This window comes from Methanococcoides sp. AM1 (assembly GCF_900774055.1).
In the GTDB taxonomy this organism is placed as follows: domain Archaea; phylum Halobacteriota; class Methanosarcinia; order Methanosarcinales; family Methanosarcinaceae; genus Methanococcoides.
Genome location: NZ_CAAGSW010000002.1, coordinates 465,385 through 489,792, shown reverse-complemented (window position 1 = coordinate 489,792; position 24,408 = coordinate 465,385). Strand labels below are relative to the sequence as shown.

Genomic DNA, 24,408 nt, shown 5'->3' with positions numbered 1-24,408 from the left:
CCTACTGTGAAAATGTTCTATCAATCAACATGTAACATTTAACCATTGCATATAGGTACACAACCAAATTAATTCTCAAAATGCTGTATCATATTGCTGTTATATCTTTCAAATTTTGAAATGTATAGTACTATAATTTATTATTCAATCAATGGCTTTCAAGCATAGATATAATTTTCACAATAATGAAACTATCGACTTCTCAACTTATCAAATCATATCAAAATATTCAAGATACCTGCAAAAAAAATAACAAGATTAATATATTGGCTATTCATTGGCTAATAACATGAATGGGGAAAGGGATCTGCTCGACAAAATACTGAATGAACCTAAAAAATTATCAGATAGCCAAAAAGATGCCGTCTTATCCAAAAAAAGCCATTTGAGGATTATTGCAGGTGCAGGTGCTGGTAAAACAGAAACTCTTACAAGAAAAATTGTATATCTACTTCTTCACGAAAAGGTGGATCCCTCATCTATTGTCGCATTTACATTCACTGAAAAAGCTGCTCAAAGCATGAAAAGTCGTGTTTATGATAGAATCAAACATATGGCTGGCGATGAAATCTGTGCTAAACTTGGTGACATGTTTGTTGGTACAATTCATGGATATTGTTCACAATTGCTGGAAGATTATTTTGGATATGGGGATTATGGAGTAATTGATGAAAACCAAGAAATGGCTTTTTTGATGCGTGTTGGATGGGAAATTGGACTTGGTAAAAGCGGTAAATATTCAACAAACTGTGAAACTTTTCTAAATACTTCCAATGTTGTTTATGGAGAATTAATTCTAAAAAGTAAAATTAAAAAGGATGCACCAGAATTTCAGAATCATTTTCTTAAATACGAGGAAATATTGGATTCTCACAAGCGTCTAACATTCAACCGTATGATAAATCTTACAATCGAGAATCTGAGTCCCAATCCAGAAGTTCTTGAACATGTAAAATATCTAATAGTAGATGAATACCAAGACATTAATCGAGCACAGGAGAAGCTTATTCGATTAATTGGTGAAAAAGCTAGCATATTCATTGTTGGAGACCCTAGGCAAACTATTTACCAGTGGCGTGGTTCAGATGAAGGCTGTTTTGATGATTTTGTTACATATTACTCTGATACTGATACAGTTCCCATAACAGAGAATAGGCGTAGCACGAAATCCATACTCAATATAGCAAATGAATTTGCAGATAAGTTTGAAACTAAGTATGCTCACTTAGACTCAACAAGAAAAGAGGATGGGGCTGTTTATCTTGGTCAGTTTGAAGATGCTGCTGAAGAGGCAGAATGGATTGCTGATCAGATTGAATCACATGTTAATAGTGGTGCATGTACTTATAGCGATTTCGGAATATTGTTTCGTAGTGTGAAGACTTCTGCCCCTGCTTTCATTGATATCTTCAGAGAAAGGAACATACCTGTAATGGTGGGAGGAAAAGTTGGTCTTTTCCGTAGATATGAAATCAAAGCGGTGGGTAAACTTTTTGCATGGCTATTTGAAGGAGCCTTTTGGAAAGATAATTCTGACGAAGAGCCACTTGAAGGTGATGATATCCTCTATTCAGCACTTGAAGATTGGAATATTGGTGCGTCTGATATTTCTTTGCCTGGAGACATGGTTTCAACTTTGGTGGAATGGAAAAAATCGGCACTTGCGGGAGAATATGGAGATTTTTCTAGGATTTATCATGAACTTCTTATCAAACTTGGTTTTCATCAACTTGAACCAGATAATCCAAATCATATGGTTATAATGGCCAATCTTGGGAGATTCGGCTCAATTCTTTCTGATTATGAAGCTGCTAATATGCTTGGTGGAAGAAAACGAAAATGGGAACGTGACCTGAAAGGTCTGTTTTGGTATATGACATTGTATGCTACATCTTCTTATGAAGAGCAAGCAGGAGATGATATTGGTGGCGTGGATGCAGTCCAACTTATGACTGTACATCAGGCCAAAGGACTGGAATGGCCAATTGTTTTCATTCCTTCAATGTTGGCAAGGCGTTTTCCATCGACTATGACAGGAAGACAAAGGAAATGGTCCATACCACGTGATATGTTCGATGTTGAAAAATACGAAGGTGACATTGATAGTGAAAGGAAACTATTTTATGTGGCACTTACTCGAGCAAAGGAGATTCTTGTTGTTAGCTATTTCAAAAGAGTCAACAATAATGTCAAACCGAGTGAATTCATAACCGATGATCTTGATGTTAACAAAATGATAGAATTGTCAAGTAGCGATACTTTACCTTTGTGCAAAGTTGAAAAAATAGAGGACATTGAAGATTTGCAAACCTTTGCTGCAAGCGAACTAATAACATATGGGAAGTGTCCCTATCTTTACAGATTTACACATGTATGGAACTATCAACCAGGACTAGATCCTATGCTTGGATATGGTAATACATTACATTTCTGTTTACGTCGTGCTGGAGAACTCATACGTGATGAAGGATATAACTCAATGAGTGCTATTGTGGAAGCTTTGGATGAAAATTTCCATTTGCCATTTGCTGGAAAAACCATGACAGAAAACGCCAAACGAACAGCTGTCGATAAACTTGTAAGGTTTGTAACAGAACATGAGGATGATATGAATCATATCAAAGAGGTAGAAAGCCGCATCGAGTTCCCAATGCAAAAAGCTACTGTTATGGGTAAAGTCGATGTGATACTTCACGATGATGAAGGTCTCGAGATACGGGACTATAAAACGTCAGATTCTGTAACATCCATGGAAGAAGTAGCTTTACAAGTACAACTTTACACAAAGGGTTTAAAAATGATTGGTGAACCTGTTACCAAGGGATCAGTTTCTTTTTTGGAAAATGCAAGCACTGAATCTGTAGATGTAAGCGAGATGGCACTCCAGAATGCTGAAACAAACGCAGAAAGATATATTGATGGAATTATGAAACGAGATTTTACAGCTTGCCCAGGAACATTCTGTGGGAAATGTAATTTCAAACGTATTTGCAAATTTAAATAATGAAAGTGGGTGAGAAATATGGCAGAAAATTACAAAAACCAACTCAAAAGTTTACTCAAGAATTTATTTCAGTTTGATTCTGCGGACCTTGATTTTGGGATATACCGCATAATGAACAAGAAACGAACAGAAATTGAACGTTTCATTGAGAAGGATCTTATTGATGTAGTGAATGCAGAGTTTAGTGAATATTCTAATTCAAAACATGAGAACTTTGAAGAAGAAGTTGAAGCTATCAAATCCGAAATATGGGATAAACTTGGTGAAGATGCATTCGATGAGAATGAGAAAGTTAAACCTATTTTTGTTACGACCCCATTTGCAAAAGAGTTGGTCGGAAAGTATGAGAAGGCATGTGCCAATATGAAAGATTCTGGAATGTCAGATCAACACGAAGCTGAAATATTCAGTCATATTTTCCAATTTTTTTCACGATACTATGACAACGGGGATTTCATGTCAATGAGGCGTTATTCACAGAAAGAGAAATACGCTATTCCCTATAACGGTGAAGAAGTTATGCTTCACTGGGCTAACAAAGACCAGTATTACATTAAGACTGGAGTAAATTTCAAGAACTACTCATTCAAAGTAGGCGAATATGCTGTTGAGTTTCTTATAAAGGAAGCTGAGGCAACCGCTAATAACAACAAAGCTGATAAGCGTTTCTTTGTGTTGTCTTCTTCCGATAATTCTCTTGATTATAATGATTCAAAAAAGAAACTGACCATTTTCTTTGAATACCGAGGATTGACTCAGGAAGAAGAAACAAAATATGGTAAAACGAATGTTCAAGAGAACATCCTAACAAAACTTAACGAAGAAATCATTTCAAGGGTATCAGATCCTGGATTGAAAACGGCTTTAGATAAATTTGTGAATGAAAGCACAAAAAGAAAAGTTCTTGAAAAGCATTTAGGTGTTTACACAAAAAAGAATACCACTGATTATTTCATCCACAAGGACTTGAAAAATTTTCTCTCCCAAGAACTGGATTTCTACATCAAAAATGAAGTATTCCATCTGGATGATCTAGGTACTGAGAATGAAGTGACTGTGGAGCAATATGTAACCCGAGCAAAGGTTATGAAGAATATTTGCTTGAAGGTTATCGATCTCCTTGCACAAATAGAGGATTTCCAGAAAATGCTGTTTGAGAAGAAAAAATTCGTTGTGAAGACAGATTATTGTGTGACTCTGGACAATGTGCCTGACGAACTTTATTCAGAAATTGTGCAGAATGAAGATCAGCTCAATGAATGGAGTGAATTAAATTATATTGGGGAGAAAAAGCAGTCCAATCTTACTTCATTTGGAAATGAGGACATTAATGAATCATATCTAAGAGAACATCTGTATCTTGTGATTGATACGAAGTTCTTTAAATATGAGTTCAAGGACAGGCTGCTTGCTTCATTTGATGACATTGATGAAGCCACTGGTGGGCTTATGATCAATAGCGAGAACTGGCAGGCATTGAATCTAATGAAGGAGAAGTACGCTGAGAAAGTGAAGTGTATTTACATTGATCCGCCGTATAATACAGGGAGTGATGAATTCATCTACAAAGATGCTTATCAGCATTCGAGTTGGTTGACGATGATGCAAGACCGTCTACTTTCTTCAAAAGAATTATTAGATGAATCTGGAGTGATTTATAGCAGTATAGATGATATAGAATCACCAAACTTGAGACTTTTAATGGATAATGTATTTAATAAAAATAATTTTATTTCACAGCTTGTTTGGAAAAAGAAAGCTGGTGGGGGTTCTGATGCTAGATATTATGCAGCAGATCATGAGTACATGGTATTATTTTCTAAAGATGAAACTAAACAAGAAAAGTACTTTACAGGTCTAACAGGCACTTTAAAATCAGAATATAAGTATAATGATGAAAACTTTGAAAAGTTTGGCCCTTACAAAAGAAAAAACCTATATCAAACAGGTATTGATACTGATAGACCTAATTTAAGATATCCTATAAAGTGCCCAGATGGGATTGAAATTTACCCACCTACAATTTGGAGATGGGAACAAAAAAGATTTCTTAAAGAATTAGATGAAGGAAAAATTGACTTCATTAAAAATAGAAATGATGAATGGCAAATTTTTACTAAAATGTATCTTTATGATGAAAACGGAAATGAGTACAGAATTAAACCACGAAGTATTCTTTTAAATATCGCCTTAACAAGAAATGGAAATACAGAGCTAAAAAATTTGTTTAATAAGACAGTATTTGATTATCCTAAACCAACTGATCTCATAAAATATATTGTTGCCATAAATAGCAGCAAAAGTGACATTATACTTGATTTTTTTTCTGGTTCCGGAACAACAGGTCATGCTGTATTAAATCTTAACAAAGAAGATAATGGTAAACGAAAATATATTCTTGTAGAAATGGGCGAATATTTTGAGAGTGTTACTAAACCACGCATCCAGAAAGTAATGTATTCAGACAAATGGAAAGGTGGAAAACCTTTGTCTGATGAAGGTATAAGTCATATTTTCAAGTACCAGTCTCTTGAACAATATGAAGATACACTCAACAACATTGAATTTACAGAAAGCGGTTCTGTTCAGAGAACACTCATGGATATGGATGGATACTTCCTGCGTTACATGCTCGACTTTGAGACCAAGGACAAAAGTCCTTGCAGACTAAATATAGAGAAACTGAACAAGCCTTTTGATTATACACTTAAAATTGCAAATGGAAATGAATTGAAGGAAGAGAAAGTGGATTTGGTTGAAACTTTCAACTATTTGCTAGGAATTCATGTTAAAAATATCAGGACTTTTGATAATAATGGTACTTACTACAAAGTAGTAGTAGGCAAGAAAGAGGAGGACACAATTTTAATTATTTGGAGAGATTGTGAAAACCTTGATCTTAAAGAAGATAAAACGTTCATTGAAGAAAAAATCATTGCTGAATTTAAACCTTCAAAGACTTACATAAATGCCGACTTCTATGTGGAACGAGCATTACCAATAGAACCAGAATTCAAGAAACTCATGGTGGTATAAGACTTGGTTCCAGCTAATAATAAGAAAGTTCGACTCGATGATTATCTCGTGCTCAACAATTATATGAACAAATTATTTGGGATGGAGAATTTTGATGAGTTTCAAAAGATACTAAAAAATGTAGAGGATGGTTTTGATGATGAGGGTAGAAGTTACGTCTTCAATGTACTTTATTCCCAAAAGAGCATTAATTCACATTTAAGAACGAAACTCGAAGAGTATGACTCCAATATTAAAGAGTATGTGGATTACATCAATATCAAGCAAGAGACACCTATACGGTTGAAATATTTCCAATACCTTTCCGTTCTTTTCACTGAGATATATCTAGACCGCTATTTCGATGATCCCATTAAACTGATGAACGGGCTAACCCCAAGTCCAGAAGAATTTATTCATTCCAGAAAGAAAAACAAAGATTTTAATCCTAGTTTTGTCAAGAAAGATCTTAAAAAATTGGCATTCTGGATGGCAACAGGAGCAGGAAAGACTTTCTTGTTGCACATAAATTATCTTCAGTTTATGAAGTATAATCAAGGGCCAAACAAAATAGAACTTGACAACATACTATTAGTTACTCCCACCGAATCCCTTTCTAAACAGCACATCGAAGAAATGCAAAAAAGTAGCATTCCATGTGAACTCTTCCGTTCCCAGAACATTGGTCCCATGTCTCAGTACGCTGGACATAATGTGGTAAAGGTTATTGATATTCACAAGCTTACAGACGAGAAGAAAGGTCAGGGAGTAACTATAGACATTGAAAGCTTTGGGCAGAAAAACCTCATATTTGTTGATGAGGGTCACAAAGGTTCAGGTGGAAATAAATGGAAATACTTCCGAGAAGAGCTGTCAAAAGAAGGATTTGCTTTTGAATACAGTGCAACATTCGGGCAAGCTGTTGCTGCAGCAAATAAAAAAGATTCACTTGATTTGCTTCACAAATATGGGAAATCAATTATCTTTGATTATTCCTACCGCTACTTCCATAGTGATGGATATGGTAAAGAGTTCAGTATACTGAATCTTAAAGATTCAAAATATTCTGAACCGACTAAACACTTAGTAATGCTCGCTAATCTTCTCACATTATACGAACAAAAGGTTGTTTTTGAAAAATATTTTGATGAAATTGAAGAATACAATATCGAAGATCCACTATGGGTATTTGTAGGGAGTAAAGTTCAGGGAAAACAAAACCAATCAGACATACTCGAAGTTATAAAATTCTTCGATCTTGCACTCAACAATAAAGAGAATTGGACTGTAGATAATATCAAAAAGATACTCTCGGGGAATTCAGGCCTTAAAGATAAAAACGACAGAGACATATTCTTGCCAACATATCCTGAACAACGACTTGGATACTTACGAGATGGTGGTTACACTCCGGAAGTTATCTTTAAAGATGTCCTCAAGCGTATTTTTCACAGCGAAAATAAAGCACCATTATACCTCTTCAACATAAAGAATGCTGCAGGCGAGATTGCACTAAAATGTGGTTTAGGGGAATATTTTGGTGTTATAAACATAGGAGATGACGCACAGTTCCTGAAACTCGCTGAGAAGGCTGGTATAAATACAAACAAAGATGAAATGGGAACTTCCTTGTTTAATGATATTAATAAGAAAAATTCAAACATAAATGTGCTCATCGGAGCAAAGAAATTCATAGAAGGGTGGAATTCCTGGAGAGTTTCAAATATGGGACTTCTCAACATTGGAAAAAGTGAAGGAACACAAATAATCCAGCTTTTTGGTCGTGGTGTACGATTACGAGGGAAAAACCATTCGCTAAAGAGAAGCAAAGCGGTGGATGAATATGCACCTGAGAGTTTGCATGTTCTTGAAAAGCTCAATATCTTCGGGATTGAAGCAAATTATATGGATCAATTCAAGGAATATCTTGAAAACGAAGGTTTGCCTTCTGAAAATTATGTAGATATTCCAGTTCCGATAAAACTTAACACCGGATATCTGAAAGAAGATCTATTAATCCCATATGTCGATAAAAAGAGGTTTAGAAAAGAAGACTTCTTTGAAGTAAAAGCCGATGAAAATATTAAACAGGTTGAAGTTGACCTCATGCCCAAGATTGAGATAATTGAAAGTCAGGAAAACCGTGGCATAGGTGCTCAATCTGAAACAAAAGCAAAAGTAATCGAACATAAATATCTTGACTTACTTGATTGGTCACGAATATATTTCTCACTTCTTGAGTTTAAAGTTGCAAAGTCATGGAACAACATGATCTTTTCAAAAGAAGTGCTCCGTGAAATAATCGAACGGAATGAAAATACATATTTCTTGAAATGTCCGGATGATGATATAACTCCTACTAAATTTGAAGACGTTTGGCATCTTGAAGAGATTGTTGTGTCAATCTTGAAGAAATATCTACAAAGCGTTCACAATCGCCATAGAAATGTCTGGACTAAATCAAATATTGATGCTGTTCCTATCACCGAATCAAATGGTAATTTTGAGTTCAGGAATTTTAGAGTAACAGTCAATGAAAACGATGTGGAGATCATTGATGCGATTAATTCTCTGAAAGAAAATCTAAGAAAAGAAAGCTTTGAAGAGTTGTATGCAGGAGACGAAGTTCAATATGTTCCAAACGTTTACTTCGAAAAACACCTGTATCAACCTTTGTTTGTCAAAGATGAAAGTAATTCTCCAAAATACAAGATTGTTCCAGATAGCTTAAACAAAGGTGAAAATGAATTCCTTTTGCATTTAAAAAAGTACGTTCAGCAGAACAAATCCAAATTTTCCGAACAACAGGAACTGTTTGTTCTCAGGAACATTCCTCGAAAAGGTGTTGGATTCTTTGTTGAGACGCTCAATTACTATCCTGATTTCATTGTATGGATAAAAAAGAATGATAAACAACACATTATTTTTGCAGATCCTAAAGGATTAGCAAAAATGTATGATAATGGTTTTGAAGATGAAAAAATAAAACTTCACGAATATATAAAGAATATTGAAAGCATTCTTGCCGAAAAATTAGAAGAACGTGGAGTAAAACAGAAAATTGTATTGGATTCTTACATTATATCTGGAACACCATTTAGAGAAGTACAAACGATATTCCATACAAATTCTCGTAATAAATATGAAGAAAATCATATTTTCTTCCTTGAAGAAGGAGAGAAATATGTTAGCAAGATGCTTGACGATAAATTATGATGTTGATTTAGTGAATAGGGGGGAAACTAATTGAGTTTTTGGTTAGTAAGAGCAGGTAGTCACGGGGAACAGGAACAGGTAGCTTTAGAAGAAAATGTCGTCACAATAGGCTGGAATGAATTTCCAGACCTTTCCAGCGTCAAAAGTAGAGATGAGTTATATCAAATCTATAGAGAAGAATATCCCGATGCTAGTAAGAACAAAGCAGGCAATGAAGTTGGACAAATATGGAGATTTGTCCGAGAGATGCAAATTGGTGACTTGGTAGCACTTCCTCTGAAAACTGAATCATCAATTGCTATTGGAAAGATAGATGGGAATTACACTTACAAAGAATTGTCTGATAATGTAAGACACATCAGGCCTGTGAAATGGTTGAAAACACTTCCAAGATCTGCTTTTGACCAAGATATTCTATATTCTCTTGGTGCGTTCATGACGGTGTGTAAAATCCAGAGAAATGATGCTAAAAACCGTGTTATGAAGCTTCTGAAAGGGGAAGTACAACCAAAAGGAACAAGCAATGAAGTGCCACAAATTGAAACGGAAAATGATCAAGAAGAAACTATTGATATTGAGGATTATTCCAGGGATCAAATTGTAAAGTATATTGAATCAAAATTCAAAGGACATGGTCTAGCAAGACTTGTTGATGAAATTCTAAAGGCACAGGGATACATTACGAGGGTTTCACCACCGGGAAGAGATGGTGGGATTGATATACTTGCAGCATCAGGTCCATTAGGCTTTGAAAATCCAAGGATATGTGTGCAAGTGAAATCATCATATTCTCCAGTAGATGTGAAGATACTCAGGGAACTACAAGGCGTAATGTCAACTGTTGGGGCTGACCAAGCTCTCTTAGTTTCATGGGGTGGATTTAACTCTGCTGCAAAACAGGAAGCTAAAAATGCATTTTTCACAACAAGATTGTGGGATCAGGGAAACATACTTGCTGAAATTTTCAAGTATTATGAACGGTTTGATGATGAACTTAAAGCAGAGTTACCGCTAAAAAGAATATGGAGTTTGGTGATAGAGGAATGAAGATTCAAAGATATGTTCAACTCTATCAGATTGCACAAGATGTACTTGGTGACAATCTTGTAAAGCACGTTGAAGATGATAATGAAATAATCTCAGAATGGATCTCTAAAGAAGAATGGTTGATGCTACCACTACCTTCGGAGAGAAGTATGAATGAGGCAAAGAACCGGATGGAACCAAACATTTATGTTTCAATCGATGACGATGAACAAAATGTGGTAATCGGGCTTGATGCCAATACATTAAATAGTGTGAAAAAATTGAAAAATATCCTTCATGAGTTTCACAACAGCGAAAAAAACTATCTTCTTGAGAAAATAAGTCAATTGGATGATTCATTTTCAACAAAAGTAAACAGTAAAATAAAAAATAATCATTTTAGTCAACGACCTGATTACAAGCAGGAGTTTCTAATACAATCAAACAAACTGGATAATGATTCAATAGAAGAGATGTTCATAAAAGTAGATGAAATTCGAAAAAGAGGATTGAATTTAATGCAAGTTAAAGGAACATCACATCCTATTGAAACACCAAATATAGAACTTGTATCTACTAAATTTCAAAATGATGATGAAATCTTCAAACATAAACTGCAAGTAATTATACCTATTTTTGAGACGTGTATAAACATCAAAACGGAAACATCATTGAAGAAAATCGAAAAAGAGAAAGTTGTATTTGTTTGTACAAAATGCAAAGAGATTATTTCTAAAAGTGAATTTACCCAAGATCCCTTTTGTCAAAAGTGTCGTTCGATTTTGAAAAGGACAAAAATGAAGAATATTGATGAGTCATATCATTTAAGAAGTGATTGAAATAACAAAGTGGTTTTCCTTTTGGTTTGATATGTTAATATCATTTAATTCGTAACAGGTGATGCATGACGGGCAATATAGAAGAAATTCTTGGATACCATTTCAGTAATAAAGAACTATTAATCCAAGCACTTACGACACGAGCATATTCAAATGAACATCTATGCAAGGATCAAAATGAATTTCGAACAGTTGGAGATGTTGTAATAAAGCTTGCCTTAACAGAGATGTTAATGGGATCTGGGAAAAGAAGTGGGGGGACAATAACTCCTGCACGTATTAAACTTGAGAAAAAGAAAGGACTTTCAAATGCTGCCCGTAAACTTAAGATCGAACCTTTTCTAAGATTAGGAAAAGGCCAAATAATTCAAAATCATGGCAATAGTGATCATGTGTTAGCTGAAACGCTTGAAGCGATTGCAGGTGCTATTTTTTTAGATGCTGGCTTTGATAAACCGAAGGATGCCATAAGAAAGTGGTTCATTGATGAAGGGATATGATGATTTTATCATTCTAACTATCATACTTCCCATATGCTGTAACTCAAATCCCTTTCAATATCCAGCAAAATCTTGCATAATACTTCGCAATGATTATCATACTGCTATGATTCATCCTGAATAAATCAAAAATACTTAGATTACAAGGAATCTGAGCTTTTCATCCACTCTCCGTTTTCATAAACATATCCATATTCAAGCAATCGATGTGTAATAGTCGAAGCAGTTACTCCAAAGAATTTACCGCATGCATTGGCAGATAATCCTTTCCCAACAAGTTCTTCAAGCTTCCTTTGGGGAATATCTTTCCTTGGTCGATGACAAACAACACCTCTTTGCTCAGCAGCTTTTCTTCCAGCCTTCATTCTTTCATTTATGATGGAACGTTCAAATTCCGCAAAGCAGGCCATAATCTGAAGTGTAAGTTTGCCCATAGCTGACGATGTATCAATAGGTTGGCTTGTTGCTGCAAATGCAACTCCATACGATTCCAGTTTTTCAACATTAATAAGACAATCAATAATCGACCTTGCAAAACGGTCAATCTTGGTTACAAGTAGAATTTGAAATTTACCAATTTCTGCACCTTGTATCATATTCTGAAATGCAGGACGCTCTGTATTCTTACCGCTGAAACCGAAATCAATATACGTTTCAACGATTTCGTATCCTTTAGCTTGACAGTATTTTTTTAATTCTTTTTTCTGTAATTCTATCGATTCACTCTGATTATCAGTAGATGTCCTGATGTAGAGTCCAGCTTTTACTTTACTTTTTACATTCATATAAAAAGTTAATAACTTTGAATTTATATATATACATTATTATTTAAATGTAAAATAGCTGAAAGATATTAGATGCAAATGGAATAACAATTTCAGAAAAATGTAAAAAATTAGAAGGATATATTATTTTTTATATCCTACAATTTTTCCGACCTCATCGACAAAATTCCGTCTATTGTATTTCACAATACCTTCAGCTGCAAAATTATCAAGGTTTAAGTCTGTTCTTGATATGACCTTCATTGTTTTAGGCCAAGTTAAATTCCATGGAACGGTGTCATGACATTTATTTCCCCTTAAGCAGTCAGAATAATGAAAATCTTTTTCCACGTCTATATATTTGCAGAATGATTGTGGTATGAAAACTTCTTGAAGTGCACCCAGAGCTTCAACAGCTGTTTTCTTCTTACCCCTAGAACGCATTGCTTGTATTTTCTCTACACCAAGTTGGTGGAATCGGTGAGGGTCTGTTTCTTTTAAAATCTCAACCCCAATTTGTAGTTCTTTTTTGAATGCATCTGGGATTACAGTATTTATATCACCACTTATGCCAACGTCAACGTTAAAATCAATATCTTGCAACTCAAGCTTTCCATATTTTGTCTTTAGTACTTTCGGATGTTTTAATTCAGCATGCATCCAATATTCATGACTATCTGTACTCGGAATTTCTTTTGCATGATGTCGCTCAACTAAAGAAGTTATATAGTTAGGGTCTTGGATATCGTATTCCAAGTCCAATATGAAAGTATCTTCAGATTCCATTGATTTTGTTTTTAGCTCAAATCCATCTGTTGTCCGAACGACTGCATCTGATAAATCTGTTAATCCACGAAGTGGTCTCAGTTTGATTCTACGTGCAGCTCCATATGGGAACTTAATTTTTTTAGGTAGAAATCCACCCTTTGCTTCGAAAACAATGGAATATTTTTGGATATTTTCAGGGCAATAAATTACAATCTCTGGTGGGAATACATTGTATGAGCCCCTTATTGTGTCGTATACTTTTGAAGCATTTTTTAATGCATGGTCCGTTAATTTTTGTGCCAATTCATAAGACATTTACTCACCTGCTCCTGATTCACCATTCCATTCAAACAAAGAGTATATTGGAACTTTGCATTCCTTTTCACAATTGATAGCTATACTAGGGATTTCTATTGTTGGATAATCGTTATAATTGAGGTCAGTTATTTCTATCAATAGTTTTATATTCCCTTCCATTTTTTCGCATTTTAAAAGTTCAATCGAATTGAGCAATAATATTTTATTTTTACCTACGGAATTAAGATAACTCATGAAGCTTTCTATTTTAGTAACAAGTTGAACATTTTTTATGTAGGCATTCCAGATACACAATGAGAAACCTTCATGGAATTTTTCGTTTTCTTCAAATATTGATACAAAATTTGATTCAATAGATTCAATTTTCGCTTTAGTGTCTTTGTCTAGAGATATTGGTTCCTTGAGCAAAGAATAAAAGTCATCAAGAAGAGAAGAATGTTCTGGATAATCTGATTTCAGACCCTCTAGCTCAGTTTCAAATGTATGTAGTACTTTTGTGTTGAAATCATCAATCTCATGAGGAACTGCCATATTAAATCCATCTTCAGAATCTATCTTCACCGAGATTAAAGCAGTTCCATTTCCATAATTTTTAAGGTGAATTTTTTCATCAATAATTAAATTATCCTCAGAATCATGTTTTATTACAATATTTGATGGTGTTTTGATTAACTCTATTGCTGGTCTGAACAACTGTATTTGTTTGACAAAACGTTTTGTTTTTGAAGTATCCAAATCTTTAATAATAAATTCTACATCTTCAATTGATTTTGATTCATTCAACAATCGTGTCTTAAAAACAAAGCCTAAATATCCATTTACTTCAAATTCATCAAACTTCGCAGAAGACGATTCTAAATTTTCAATATATTCGGAAGGTACATTATACACTTCTTTAATTTCAATTGTTTCTGGCAAAATTACAGTTATCTCTAAATTATCATTCTTGTTCCAAGTAACATGGGCTGGAAATTCATCATTTTGGATAATACTGTCTGGCATGTAGAGTGATTTTAGTTGCATATTTACACATCAAAATATAATTTTACTGTTGTTAGTGTGTCTTGAAACTATTAATAATCATTTATTTTATTTTAAAATGCAACCTTAAAGATTTTAAAATAAATGTATTCTTTTTATCTTAAGGTGATGAAGGCGGCAAACACCTATATTATGTGATTGAAAAATACTGGCTTTCAAACATCCGTTAAGAAAAAATAAAATTAGTACAGGAATTAGTACATACATAAAAAAATATAAAAAAGTATATATGCATTTAAAAATATGCTCTTAATATCAACTTTGAAGTGTGGATGCTGTATTTCTAACAAATCATTTATGGAATTGGAGAACATTAAATGACAATCAAATTCATTGATTCAATATCAAACGACCTTAATAATGAAATCCCAGAGCTATTTGATTCAAGTGATAAAGTTTCAATTGCTGTAGCATTTCTGAAAAATTCAGGACTGGATTTAATTAAACAAAGTATTAAAGAAAATACTGATACTAAAATTTCTATCATTACGGGTCTGGATTTTTCGATTACTGATGTTGAAGCTCTTCGTGAACTATTAGATTTAGGAATAAATTGCAGTATTGTACATGGAACTAATTTTCATCCAAAATTGTATATTTTCGAGAACGAAGATGACAATGCTACTATAATTGTTGGTTCTTCGAACTTAAGTGAAGGTGGTTTCTCTACAAATTATGAAGCTAATTTAATGTTCACTGGCAAGGCATCTGAATCCCCAATAAAAAATGCAATTGAATATTTTAAACAATTAGACTCAGAAAGTGTGCTTTTGGATGATGAAATCATTAAGCTATATAGTGAAAACAAAACTATGAACGAAGATGATAGGGACAAAGCTAATGAAAAAAACAAAGAAGCTACAATGAAATTAAATGAGTACCTCAACTCAAAAGTTGATTCTGAAAGCTTAAATGATGATAACACTAAATTGTGGGAGGAAGCGGAATCATTGCTCAATGAAGGCCAAAATTTATACGAAATGGGAGATATTGAAGGAGCTTTACATTCATATCAAAAATCATACGAGATATTTAGCAAACTGGTTAAAATCGAAGAGGGATACAATCATTTCACTCTCAAAAAAATTCACAGTTTAATTGGTATTTCAAAGTCATATTCCCGTATGTATATGTTTGAAAATGCTCAAAAACCTATTGATGAAGCAGAAAAGTTAGCAAAAATATTGAAAGATGATATTCTCCTTCTTGATGTGTTAGTTTGTTCCATTGATTCAAGAATTAAATTAGATGAAATAAACAAAAAATGTGATGAATTTATTCATATTTATGAATCAGATGCTATGAAATTAGAATATACTAACTATTACAATGTTGGTTCTGCATATCATTCATCAGCAGAATACAAATTAAAAAACAATAAGTCTTTAGCAATAGTGCATATCTCCAATGCAATTATTAATTATAAAAAAATGGATTTATTAGCAGAAGATTGGAATTCTACGATAAACAATTGCAATATTGCAGCAGCTTACAAAGTAGAGAACAAGCTAAAACATAATATCAATGGTCACGAAATTGAAATTAATAAGCATTTGAATCATGCACTTTCAATAGCAAAAAATAAATTAAAATCTAAATATTGGGAAGGAAGTGTAAGGATAGATATTGCCAATTCTTATAATTGGAATGTTGAAACATGCCATCATCTAAAGAAGGCTAAGAAAATATTTAATGACTTAAAGTATTTCAAAATTGTTGATGAAATCGATGAATTGAGGAATAATTATGAATGTAAGTGAATGAGAGCGATATCGTGGAACAAGTTATCAAATTCATGTACAAATTTCTGGATAATGAATTCGAATTCACAGATGATGAATTGGAGATGTACAAGCTTGCACTTACTCATAGCAGCAACAATTCATTAGTAAATCACAATCAACGGCTTGCATTCATAGGTGATTCTGTTCTTCGTTTGATTATCCGTGAACACCTCTATAAGCAACATCCAGATTGGACAAAGGGTCAGCTCTCTGATACTGCAAAAGGTACAGAAACAACACTTGGCATTGAACAGGATGAGAACTTTGCACCAATTGCCATAAAATTAAAAGTTCTCGAATATATGGACATTCAGAATCAAACATTTGAAATGGATGATGTAACGCCTAATGCTGAAGTATTTGAAGCATTATTTGGTGCTGTTTACCTTACGAGAGGACTTGATGAAGCAAAACGTCTGACAAATAAGTATGTCTTGAAGGAATGAGGTAATGGCATGGAAGTTTGTTGTGAAAAAGATGATGGAGCGATGAATCATAAAAGGACAATGAAAAAATGATATATGAAAAATTAGGTCTTGGAAATGAGGATGAACTTGTTGTCACTAAATTTGCGTGTTATAGTTTCGTTTTGGGCAATATTATATTATATTTAATAGATGCAAAAAGTTATGGTACTTACTATGAAACAGCAGGTTTTTTGTTTGGCTCCTTTGTATGTATGCTGTTTGGAGTGACGGCATTGGTAGCAATTGGGATTATAGATGCAATTATTTTTACAGATTCTAAAATCGATAAAACTGAAACATGTAAAGCTGAAACATGCAAATATAATATTAATGATGTTATTAAATTTTCTGAAAAGAACGGTTTTTACGCTAAGAATGGAAAATCAGGTTTTGAGAAGTCTGGTGGAATTAGATTTAGCGATAAAGGTAATCGTGTTGTTGTAACCAATTCTCATAACTATTTAGGGAATATTGCAAGAAAAATTGTGATAGGAAACGTTGCTGTTATATGGACTTCAACAGAGCAACATTATTCTAGAGATGAAAGAAGACATCGTGAACTTATGAATATTGGAAGGGAAATTGGGGAGATGCTTGAAAAGGTTGAATGGAAGGCTAATTCATGAAATTTAAGGAAGAATATTTCTTTTGCAGTCCTAAGCTTCTACGCAATGTCGATGAAGTCCATGAGATATTTGATTGCATTGATGCTATAGAGTGGAAACCTGAATTTGAAATTGAAGTTGGCAATAATACATTCCAACATCAAACAGCATATAACAAGGCATTTGAAGCTGAATTTTCAAAATCTGATTGGCAAAAGAAACCATTACTCCACGATAATCCGAAGCTGATAGGAGATTTTCAAAAGGATGATGTATTCATAGAAGTTCAGTTTGGAAACAGTGCCACTATCTACCGTGATTACTACAAATTCCATTATGGATTAACAAAAAACTTGCTTTCACTTGCGGTGCTGATTGTTCCAACTACCCCAAAAGAGTTCTTTCCAACAAGACCATCGAGTGTTAGCAACATGGCAGAATTTGATTTTGCATATCGATATTTCAAATTATTGCCGATTCCAGTTCCTATACTATTGTTGGGATTACTACCAGAAAATAACTCATACTGAATCAAAGAACTTCACTGCAAAATTACAGAAATCAACAATCACATCTTTATCCAATTCAAACTCCTTTCTATTGCCCAAATAATTATGACATTTTGGAGTTATTTCTTTACCATTTTTAAGTTCTTCATATGAGATGCATTTTATGTGCTTCTTTGAAACGACAACAAAATAACAGTTTTCATATGGATAATCTTTGGGTAAATCTTTGAATTTAAATTCTTCGCTTTTTCTGAATTTCACTTCAATAAAAAAGACTTCCCCTTTGTTATTTTGAATCACGAAATCTGGCATACGCCTGATGTTTGTAGCCACATCACTTCTGACTCCCTTTAAAAGATTCATTATTCCGGGCACAGTGTTTTCCATACCGTACCTGAAAACAGAATAATCTAAAGACAAAAACAATTCTTCAATAAGAGTTTCTGCAATCCTGCCTTTAATCATGCTCTCTTTGTAATAATGTTCCCTCTTGGATAGACCGCTCTGGGAATCTTTTTTAGTAGGTTCTTCAGAAATTGAATTATTATTAGATTTTATTGTTGGATTATTTGTGCTGGAGAAACTTTTTTGATGTTCTCGGCATAAAGCACAATTGTATTTGTTCATAGAATAATCATATTCTTTAGATGTAATCGCTTCTTTGCACTTTGAGCAAAAATAGTCCATAATAATTCACCTCATTTATCAGAATTGTATAGAAGTTATCTTCATATTTAAATTAAATGACTAAGTTGAGGGTATCGAACAGCATTCTATTAAAGACACAGCATTCTCGTAATTAATCAAGTATGAGTTCTTTATGCCACATCACTTTGCTTTGAATCTCATCTGGCCATATTCCGACTACAGCCTTTTTTCTCCATTCTTTTATAGACTGGGTAGTGCCATTTTCAAAATATTTATTAATTGCTGTAATCAAATCAGAATTATCTGTTAAATCATTTCCAATTTCTCTCATTAAAACATCAACTCTACGATTGGGATATTTATCAATATCATCATTTGGATACCGACCAAATTCTGCCATCTCACAATCATAAGAACATACTCTTTTTGGATAAATTCGTATCAACTTGCCATCTTCATCATATTTATTGCCATTTTCTTTGTATAATACTAGGACATCAAAATCTTTAATCCCATTAATTCCATTAACATAATGCAAAGCTGCACCTTGAACTAAAAGAATACAGTAAATCTTTTCACGAAATAAATTATATTTTGGATATCTTGAAAAAAAAGAATCTTGGTCTTTAACCGTTATGTGTCTTAGTTTTTGTAAGTGCTCTCTTTTGATTTTCAGATATGAACGGTTTTCTTTATCCATAAATTAAATTAAAGATTTATTTTATTTAAGAACTTATAATTCCGATAGCATTAAATTTAGCAATATATTCCTAACATATTAAATATAAATTAATTTTAGGCATGCTTATATATATTTAATAATTAAAGCAATTGTATGTTGATATGTAGAAGTTGTGGAAAAACTGTTGGATTTAATGAATTTTGCAGCAATTGTATGACTTCTGTATACGTTACTGAAGTGAAAGATGAAGGTGAACTTGATTTTATTAAAGCTAAATCCTCATCAACTGTAAAAACTCCACTACCAACAATTCATGGAGAGGATGAAGGAAAGCATATAGTATATTCCGATGAAATGCTGAATACTTATATTTGCAAATATTGTGATGAAAAGTTCCAATCAAAAATTCTTTTGAAGCAGCATATTGAAGATGCCCACATCATATGCAAATATTGTGATAAAGAGTTCCAATCAGAAATTCTGTTGGAACAGCATATTAAAGACGTGCATAACAGCTGCAAATACTGTGGTGAATACTTCCAATCAATGAAAAGTTTGAAAAAGCATCTTAAAAATGTGCATTACCACTGCAACTATTGTGGTCAAAATTTCCCTACTGAAATTCTTTTGCAACAGCATATTAAAGATGCCCACATCATATGCAAATATTGTGATAAAGAGTTCCAATCAGAAATTCTGTTAGAACAACATATTAAAGACGTGCATACTTGCAAATATTGTGATAAAGAGTTCCAATCTGATATTAGTTTAAAACAGCATATTAAAGACGTGCATACTTGCAAATGCTGTGGAGAAATTTTCCAATCAATAAATGGTTTGGAAAAGCATATTAAAGAAATGCATGTCACATGCAAATGCTGTGGAGAAATTTTCCAATCAAAAAAGAGTTTTAAAAAACATGTCAAAGACACCCACTTCATATGCAAATGCTGTGGAAAATTTTTCCAATCAATAAATGGTTTGGAAAAGCATATTAAAGAAATGCATGTCACATGCAAATGCTGTGGAGAAATGTTCCAATCAAAAAAGAGTTTGAATAAACATATCAAAAAGATACATACTTATAAAATTTGTAAATATTGTGGTCAAAATTTCCCTACCGAAATTCTTTTGCAACAGCATATTACAGATGTCCATACCAATAACCAAACAAAAGAAAATCCAAAACCAAATATTCCAAAATCCCGTCAAAGTTTGAACAAGTTGTTGTGGAATGAAATTCAAATAAGAGAGTCCAATCGAAATATTGATGATTGTAGTTTCAAAGACTATAATGAACAAAAAGTAACAATTCTTGCTGAGTATCAAATATTTGTCAGCGATATGAAACGTTTCAAAATGTCAAATTTTGATTGCGAAATAATTGAACATGATAATGATAATAAACTAAGGATACAAAAATGGGTTCAGGGAAGGATAAAAATTGTAACGGATGAAGAACCAAGATTTTATCCAAAAAGACATACCTCATCATTTAACCCCATTACGTAGGATTCAAGAAATAGAAATTCAGGAACTCTGATTGTAAAAGATATTAAAAAAGGATGGGTATAATACGTAAAATATTAATCTCAGAACATGACCTTCCAATCATTACATCTTTAATTTATTATGATATTTGCATGAATCATATCGATGAAATATCCATCTTCCTCATATATTTCAATAAGGTCTTCATTCGTAATTTCATAATATGTAATATTATTAATTTTTACCACCCTTGAGCTAATATGTAATGACTCTAATATTTCGAAAGGAAGCTTCTCTTTTTGCAAGCTTTCTACAAATTCTTGCATATCCTTCTTATACTGCAAATCAGGATTGCCAAAATTTGTAAAAACGATATCTTGGTCATAGGATTCTTTAAATGTCCAATACCATAATTCAGGCTCCTTAAAATCATAATTAATAAGGTCGTCCAGTTCCACATAATATTGTTTCAGAAAATCTTCTGCTGATTCAGATTTATGAATTGTAGATTTTGGTAATAATTTGTAGGTAGCTAATACATTTGATGGAGCTTTCTCTCTTTTAATTAAATTTTTACTCAATAATTTTGTCACAATTCTTGAGCACTCTCGGTAGTCCATTCCCAATGTTCTCCACACATCCATTTGATAAATGCCTTTTTCAGATTTTATTAAATTCAAAACCTTCTTTTCAATAGGTTCTATTTTTTCGGATTTTAACTTCGCATGTGGTTGCTTTTCCAAAAATAATTGAAATGCCATGTAAGTTTCAGTAATACTATGGGCAAAATCCATAATTGCACTAATAGGTAATCCAAATACACCAACCAACTGCCCTTTTATTGCATCATTCCAAGCATAACATGCATTTTCTTCTTTGCCGGTTACGTATATGATATTTGGATTTATTTCAGAATAATAAACACATTGGTTTCTTATTATGTCATCGTCCGCAAATCCAATCATATAATCGTGCATTCTATTAATTGATTGGAGTATCGTTTCATATAATTCCTCTAGTTCACTTTTAAAGAACTCGAGGATGATTAAATCATTTATTTTGAAACGTTTTTCAGATTCTTTTATCCCATGTTTAAGCATATTGGTGGCAGTCAATAATCGAACATATTTATTTCTCATGTCATAGAACAAGTGACTGATTTTAGCTGCTTCATAATTATCAGGTACATCAAAAAAAGTATGATATGGACATTTTTCTCCCTTTGAAGTACAACAATTCTCAAAATATGATGATATAAAAAGTTCAATTTTGCCCACAGGTTTTTTCGTAATTTCAGAAAGTGCTTCAATGCCGTGATTCTTGTATATCATATATTTGTCATTGTCTTTTAAATTGAATGCATACCAATTAATTATTAATGATTTATTAGAATTCGTTCCGCATAATTTACAAATCCATTCTTTTTTCCAATCATTATATTCAAGAGAATAATTTTTACATTTTGGACACATTAAAAGCCCAGTGAGAGTATCATATACCTTTTCTCCTGATGCTAATCTGAATTCTTTATTTGTGTCTATGTCTTTTGTCATTACTTTAGCGACCTTATTTTTATCACAAAATTGCTTGGCAAATGAAGAAGAATAGCATTCAGGGTGTCGAAGGAGTATCATATTTTTATGGCTAAGGTTTTTTGTTAGGCTATGGGGTTTACCACAAAAATTACAATATCCATTCGGTAAATATTCTTTGTAACTCCCTTTAAAATCCATTAATGCTAAGTGGCATTTGTTGGAACACGTATGTCCACGGTCTTCAAGTTCAGAACCACAAATGACGCAATAAAAATTCTTCATAGACATTATAGATTAAGAGCATCCTGCTCTATAAAAATTTAATCAGCACCCGCATTAATATTTTATAGAGTTTTCATTTATCAAATGCTAGTCAGAACTTGATGGATGCCACATACAATTTTACCATTTCATATTCTTCTTCAAATCCAATCTATCGCTCTTGACGACTATCCCATCTTTATTTATTTTATCAATCCGGAAACAACAAGCTAGAATCTCATCATTGGACTGCAATATTGCTCTGGTATGCCCTCTATCCATCTCCCGCTTGGCTTCATCAATTGACATAATTTCAACGCTTCTCTTGTTCAGGAATTTCTTTCCGCTAAGAAGCACTGGAACCATATTCTTCCATTGTGAGAAAAATTCAAAATCCAGCCATAACTTCTTCTGATAATAATGGTTGGCAAGTTTTTTCCTGTCCTCAATTCTTTTTTCATCAGTATTCTTCTTAGCAGTTCGCTGTGTAGTTTTATTGATTTTACTTTCGACAGGACGTGAATTGACCTGATTGAAATAACGAGATTGCCAAGTTTTTATTTCTTTATCTTTCTTTGCGATTATATTCGCTACAGTCATTTCACCTTTTGAAGTGGGTTCACTGAAATTATTCGCACTACCGGTTATAATGCTTTCAACATTTTTCTCGATAATTTCCATTCTATTATCAACTTCACTATCGACTGCTGCTGTGAATTTTTCATCATCGTTGAGTATTCCATGGACTGTTGCATTGAGTTTTTGTACCTTCATTCTTTGATAATAGTCCGGCTGCAACCGATGGAATTTTCCTTTTTTTGTCAGAATGTATTGTTTTACCTTTCTGTCCTTTGATTCAGGAGCGAAGCTAAGGTATCCCCTGCGTTTAAGGGCATAGATTTCCGACTTGAAGTTGGAGTTGGAACCTTTGTATTCGATTAACTCACGTATCTTCCTGGAAATTGCATTATCTCCAAGCTTATGAACCGCATTCAGTATTTGACTTTTAAGTGAATTATCATTGTACTTTTTCATTAATTTCTCCTAGGGCTGCACATAGTGTAGACCTAATAATATTTTTTACGATTTATTTATATAAACATTCGTTTTGGACTGTATTCTGGAAGCTTCGGTGCAGCTTCTGAAGAGGACTAAGTATAGCTTTGAATGTATCTCAGAGTGAATCTCAGCCTGTTTGAGAGTAGAAAACAATGAGTAAATGGAAATGTATGATTTGCAATGCAATGCCTTTAGGAAGGTTTAAAATAAGGTTTAAGCGAAGTGTTTCAGCATTAATTAATTTTAAATGGACTTCGTTCTGAAAAAGAGAAAAAATAGGAGATAAATATGATAATATAGAATTAATTTGACACTATATAAACTTATTTGATATGCTGTAAATTTTTTATTTTGAACTTTGTAGTAACCTGTCCAACAACCTGTCCTGATTAAATTTGAATAATCTTAATCTACTGGACAGGATGAGAAAAAAAGCCATATTGTAGATTATTATAGAAAAATTTTGAGAAAATATTCCTGTGGAGATTACAATATGGGCTTTATCCTGCATCCTGTCCAACAGTGCCTATTGATGGCGATATTCTGCGGACAGGGTACTGGACAGGATAAGAATATCAATCTCTGATTCTAAGAATAATTTATTTTGAACTTACCTTAACCAAATAATGATTGAAGACTGTTAATAACTGAATTTATTGCTTCAAGTAAAGGTATAATGAAAGTTACATCCATGTTCAAATACTGATATATTGCAAGAAATACGGCTAAAAGTATTGCAATAATTAATAGCGAAACAATACCAATTATTGAATTTATGAATGATTCCAGAGGTTCAAAATTTGCAGAACTCATTTGATCACTTAATAATCATATCTTTGATATTCTCTTTCATCAGGGATCAGCACGTAAACGATG

Annotated in this window: 19 protein-coding genes; 11 read left to right on the top strand and 8 right to left on the bottom strand. The window is 33.1% G+C overall.

The genetic code is table 11. The features are described 5' to 3' along the window. The first annotated feature begins 289 nt into the window (after positions 1-289). The 6 genes from E7X57_RS05030 (at position 290) to E7X57_RS05005 (ending at position 11,600) form a co-directional block, all read left to right on the top strand. Positions 290-3,004: an ATP-dependent DNA helicase gene (locus tag E7X57_RS05030; RefSeq protein ID WP_135611143.1), complete on the top strand. Its 2,715-nt coding sequence runs from the start codon at positions 290-292 to the stop codon at positions 3,002-3,004. A gap of 18 nt (positions 3,005-3,022) precedes the next feature. Beyond that, positions 3,023-6,040, top strand: coding sequence for a site-specific DNA-methyltransferase (locus E7X57_RS05025; protein ID WP_135611141.1), 3,018 nt, complete (start codon positions 3,023-3,025; stop codon positions 6,038-6,040). Between the two features lie 3 nt (positions 6,041-6,043). Continuing rightward, positions 6,044-9,235: a DEAD/DEAH box helicase family protein gene (locus E7X57_RS05020; RefSeq protein ID WP_135611139.1), complete on the top strand. Its 3,192-nt coding sequence runs from the start codon at positions 6,044-6,046 to the stop codon at positions 9,233-9,235. A gap of 30 nt (positions 9,236-9,265) precedes the next feature. After that, entirely contained in the window at positions 9,266-10,282 is a 1,017-nt protein-coding gene (locus E7X57_RS05015; RefSeq protein ID WP_135611137.1) for a restriction endonuclease, read from the top strand. Beyond that, positions 10,258-11,100, top strand: coding sequence for a hypothetical protein (locus tag E7X57_RS05010; RefSeq protein ID WP_135611135.1), 843 nt, complete (start codon positions 10,258-10,260; stop codon positions 11,098-11,100). The genes E7X57_RS05015 and E7X57_RS05010 overlap by 25 nt, the downstream gene beginning before the upstream one ends. A 65-nt stretch (positions 11,101-11,165) precedes the next feature. Then, a complete protein-coding gene (locus E7X57_RS05005) occupies positions 11,166-11,600 on the top strand; it encodes a ribonuclease III domain-containing protein (protein ID WP_135611133.1) in 435 nt (144 codons plus the stop codon). 140 nt (positions 11,601-11,740) lie between these two features. Here E7X57_RS05005 and E7X57_RS05000 read toward each other — a convergent pair whose 3' ends face one another. The 3 genes from E7X57_RS05000 to E7X57_RS04990 form a co-directional block, all read right to left on the bottom strand. Continuing rightward, complete coding sequence (locus E7X57_RS05000; RefSeq protein WP_135611132.1) at positions 11,741-12,385, bottom strand: recombinase family protein; 645 nt, start codon at positions 12,383-12,385, stop codon at positions 11,741-11,743. A 123-nt stretch (positions 12,386-12,508) separates the two neighbouring features. Next, the gene (locus E7X57_RS04995) at positions 12,509-13,447 is read right to left on the bottom strand and encodes a hypothetical protein (protein WP_135611130.1); all 939 of its coding nucleotides are present in this window, start codon (positions 13,445-13,447) and stop codon (positions 12,509-12,511) included. Then, complete coding sequence (locus E7X57_RS04990) at positions 13,448-14,473, bottom strand: hypothetical protein (protein ID WP_135611128.1); 1,026 nt, start codon at positions 14,471-14,473, stop codon at positions 13,448-13,450. It lies immediately after the preceding gene. A 335-nt stretch (positions 14,474-14,808) separates the two neighbouring features. On the opposite strand from E7X57_RS04990, the gene E7X57_RS04985 reads away from it, so the two are divergent. The 4 genes from E7X57_RS04985 (at position 14,809) to E7X57_RS04970 (ending at position 17,877) form a co-directional block, all read left to right on the top strand. Continuing rightward, positions 14,809-16,251 carry a phospholipase D-like domain-containing protein gene (locus E7X57_RS04985; RefSeq protein ID WP_135611126.1) on the top strand — a complete coding sequence of 481 codons (1,443 nt, stop codon included), beginning with the start codon at positions 14,809-14,811 and terminating at the stop codon, positions 16,249-16,251. Positions 16,252-16,265: 14 nt separating this feature from the next. After that, entirely contained in the window at positions 16,266-16,721 is a 456-nt protein-coding gene (locus E7X57_RS04980; protein ID WP_135611124.1) for a ribonuclease III domain-containing protein, read from the top strand. 68 nt (positions 16,722-16,789) lie between these two features. Then, the gene (locus E7X57_RS04975; RefSeq protein ID WP_135611122.1) at positions 16,790-17,368 is read left to right on the top strand and encodes a hypothetical protein; all 579 of its coding nucleotides are present in this window, start codon (positions 16,790-16,792) and stop codon (positions 17,366-17,368) included. Continuing rightward, positions 17,365-17,877 (top strand): BglII/BstYI family type II restriction endonuclease, encoded by a 513-nt coding sequence (locus tag E7X57_RS04970; protein ID WP_135611120.1) that lies wholly within the window; start codon positions 17,365-17,367, stop codon positions 17,875-17,877. Before E7X57_RS04975 ends, E7X57_RS04970 begins: the two co-directional genes overlap by 4 nt. Here E7X57_RS04970 and E7X57_RS04965 read toward each other — a convergent pair. Continuing rightward, complete coding sequence (locus E7X57_RS04965; RefSeq protein WP_135611118.1) at positions 17,869-18,543, bottom strand: hypothetical protein; 675 nt, start codon at positions 18,541-18,543, stop codon at positions 17,869-17,871. The genes E7X57_RS04970 and E7X57_RS04965 overlap by 9 nt on opposite strands. Positions 18,544-18,655: 112 nt before the next feature. Then, entirely contained in the window at positions 18,656-19,204 is a 549-nt protein-coding gene (locus E7X57_RS04960; RefSeq protein ID WP_135611116.1) for a hypothetical protein, read from the bottom strand. 135 nt (positions 19,205-19,339) lie between these two features. On the opposite strand from E7X57_RS04960, the gene E7X57_RS04955 reads away from it, so the two are divergent. Beyond that, positions 19,340-20,698 carry a C2H2-type zinc finger protein gene (locus tag E7X57_RS04955; protein ID WP_135611114.1) on the top strand — a complete coding sequence of 453 codons (1,359 nt, stop codon included), beginning with the start codon at positions 19,340-19,342 and terminating at the stop codon, positions 20,696-20,698. 110 nt (positions 20,699-20,808) lie between these two features. On the opposite strand, the gene E7X57_RS04950 is transcribed toward E7X57_RS04955, so the two are convergent. The 3 genes from E7X57_RS04950 to E7X57_RS04940 all read right to left on the bottom strand — a co-directional run bounded on the left by E7X57_RS04950 (position 20,809) and on the right by E7X57_RS04940 (position 24,345). Beyond that, positions 20,809-22,500, bottom strand: coding sequence for a MarR family winged helix-turn-helix transcriptional regulator (locus E7X57_RS04950; protein ID WP_135611112.1), 1,692 nt, complete (start codon positions 22,498-22,500; stop codon positions 20,809-20,811). A 114-nt stretch (positions 22,501-22,614) separates the two neighbouring features. Beyond that, positions 22,615-23,508, bottom strand: coding sequence for a hypothetical protein (locus E7X57_RS04945; RefSeq protein WP_135611110.1), 894 nt, complete (start codon positions 23,506-23,508; stop codon positions 22,615-22,617). Positions 23,509-24,147: 639 nt separating this feature from the next. Further along, positions 24,148-24,345 carry a hypothetical protein gene (locus E7X57_RS04940; RefSeq protein WP_135611107.1) on the bottom strand — a complete coding sequence of 66 codons (198 nt, stop codon included), beginning with the start codon at positions 24,343-24,345 and terminating at the stop codon, positions 24,148-24,150. Positions 24,346-24,408: the final 63 nt, after the last annotated feature.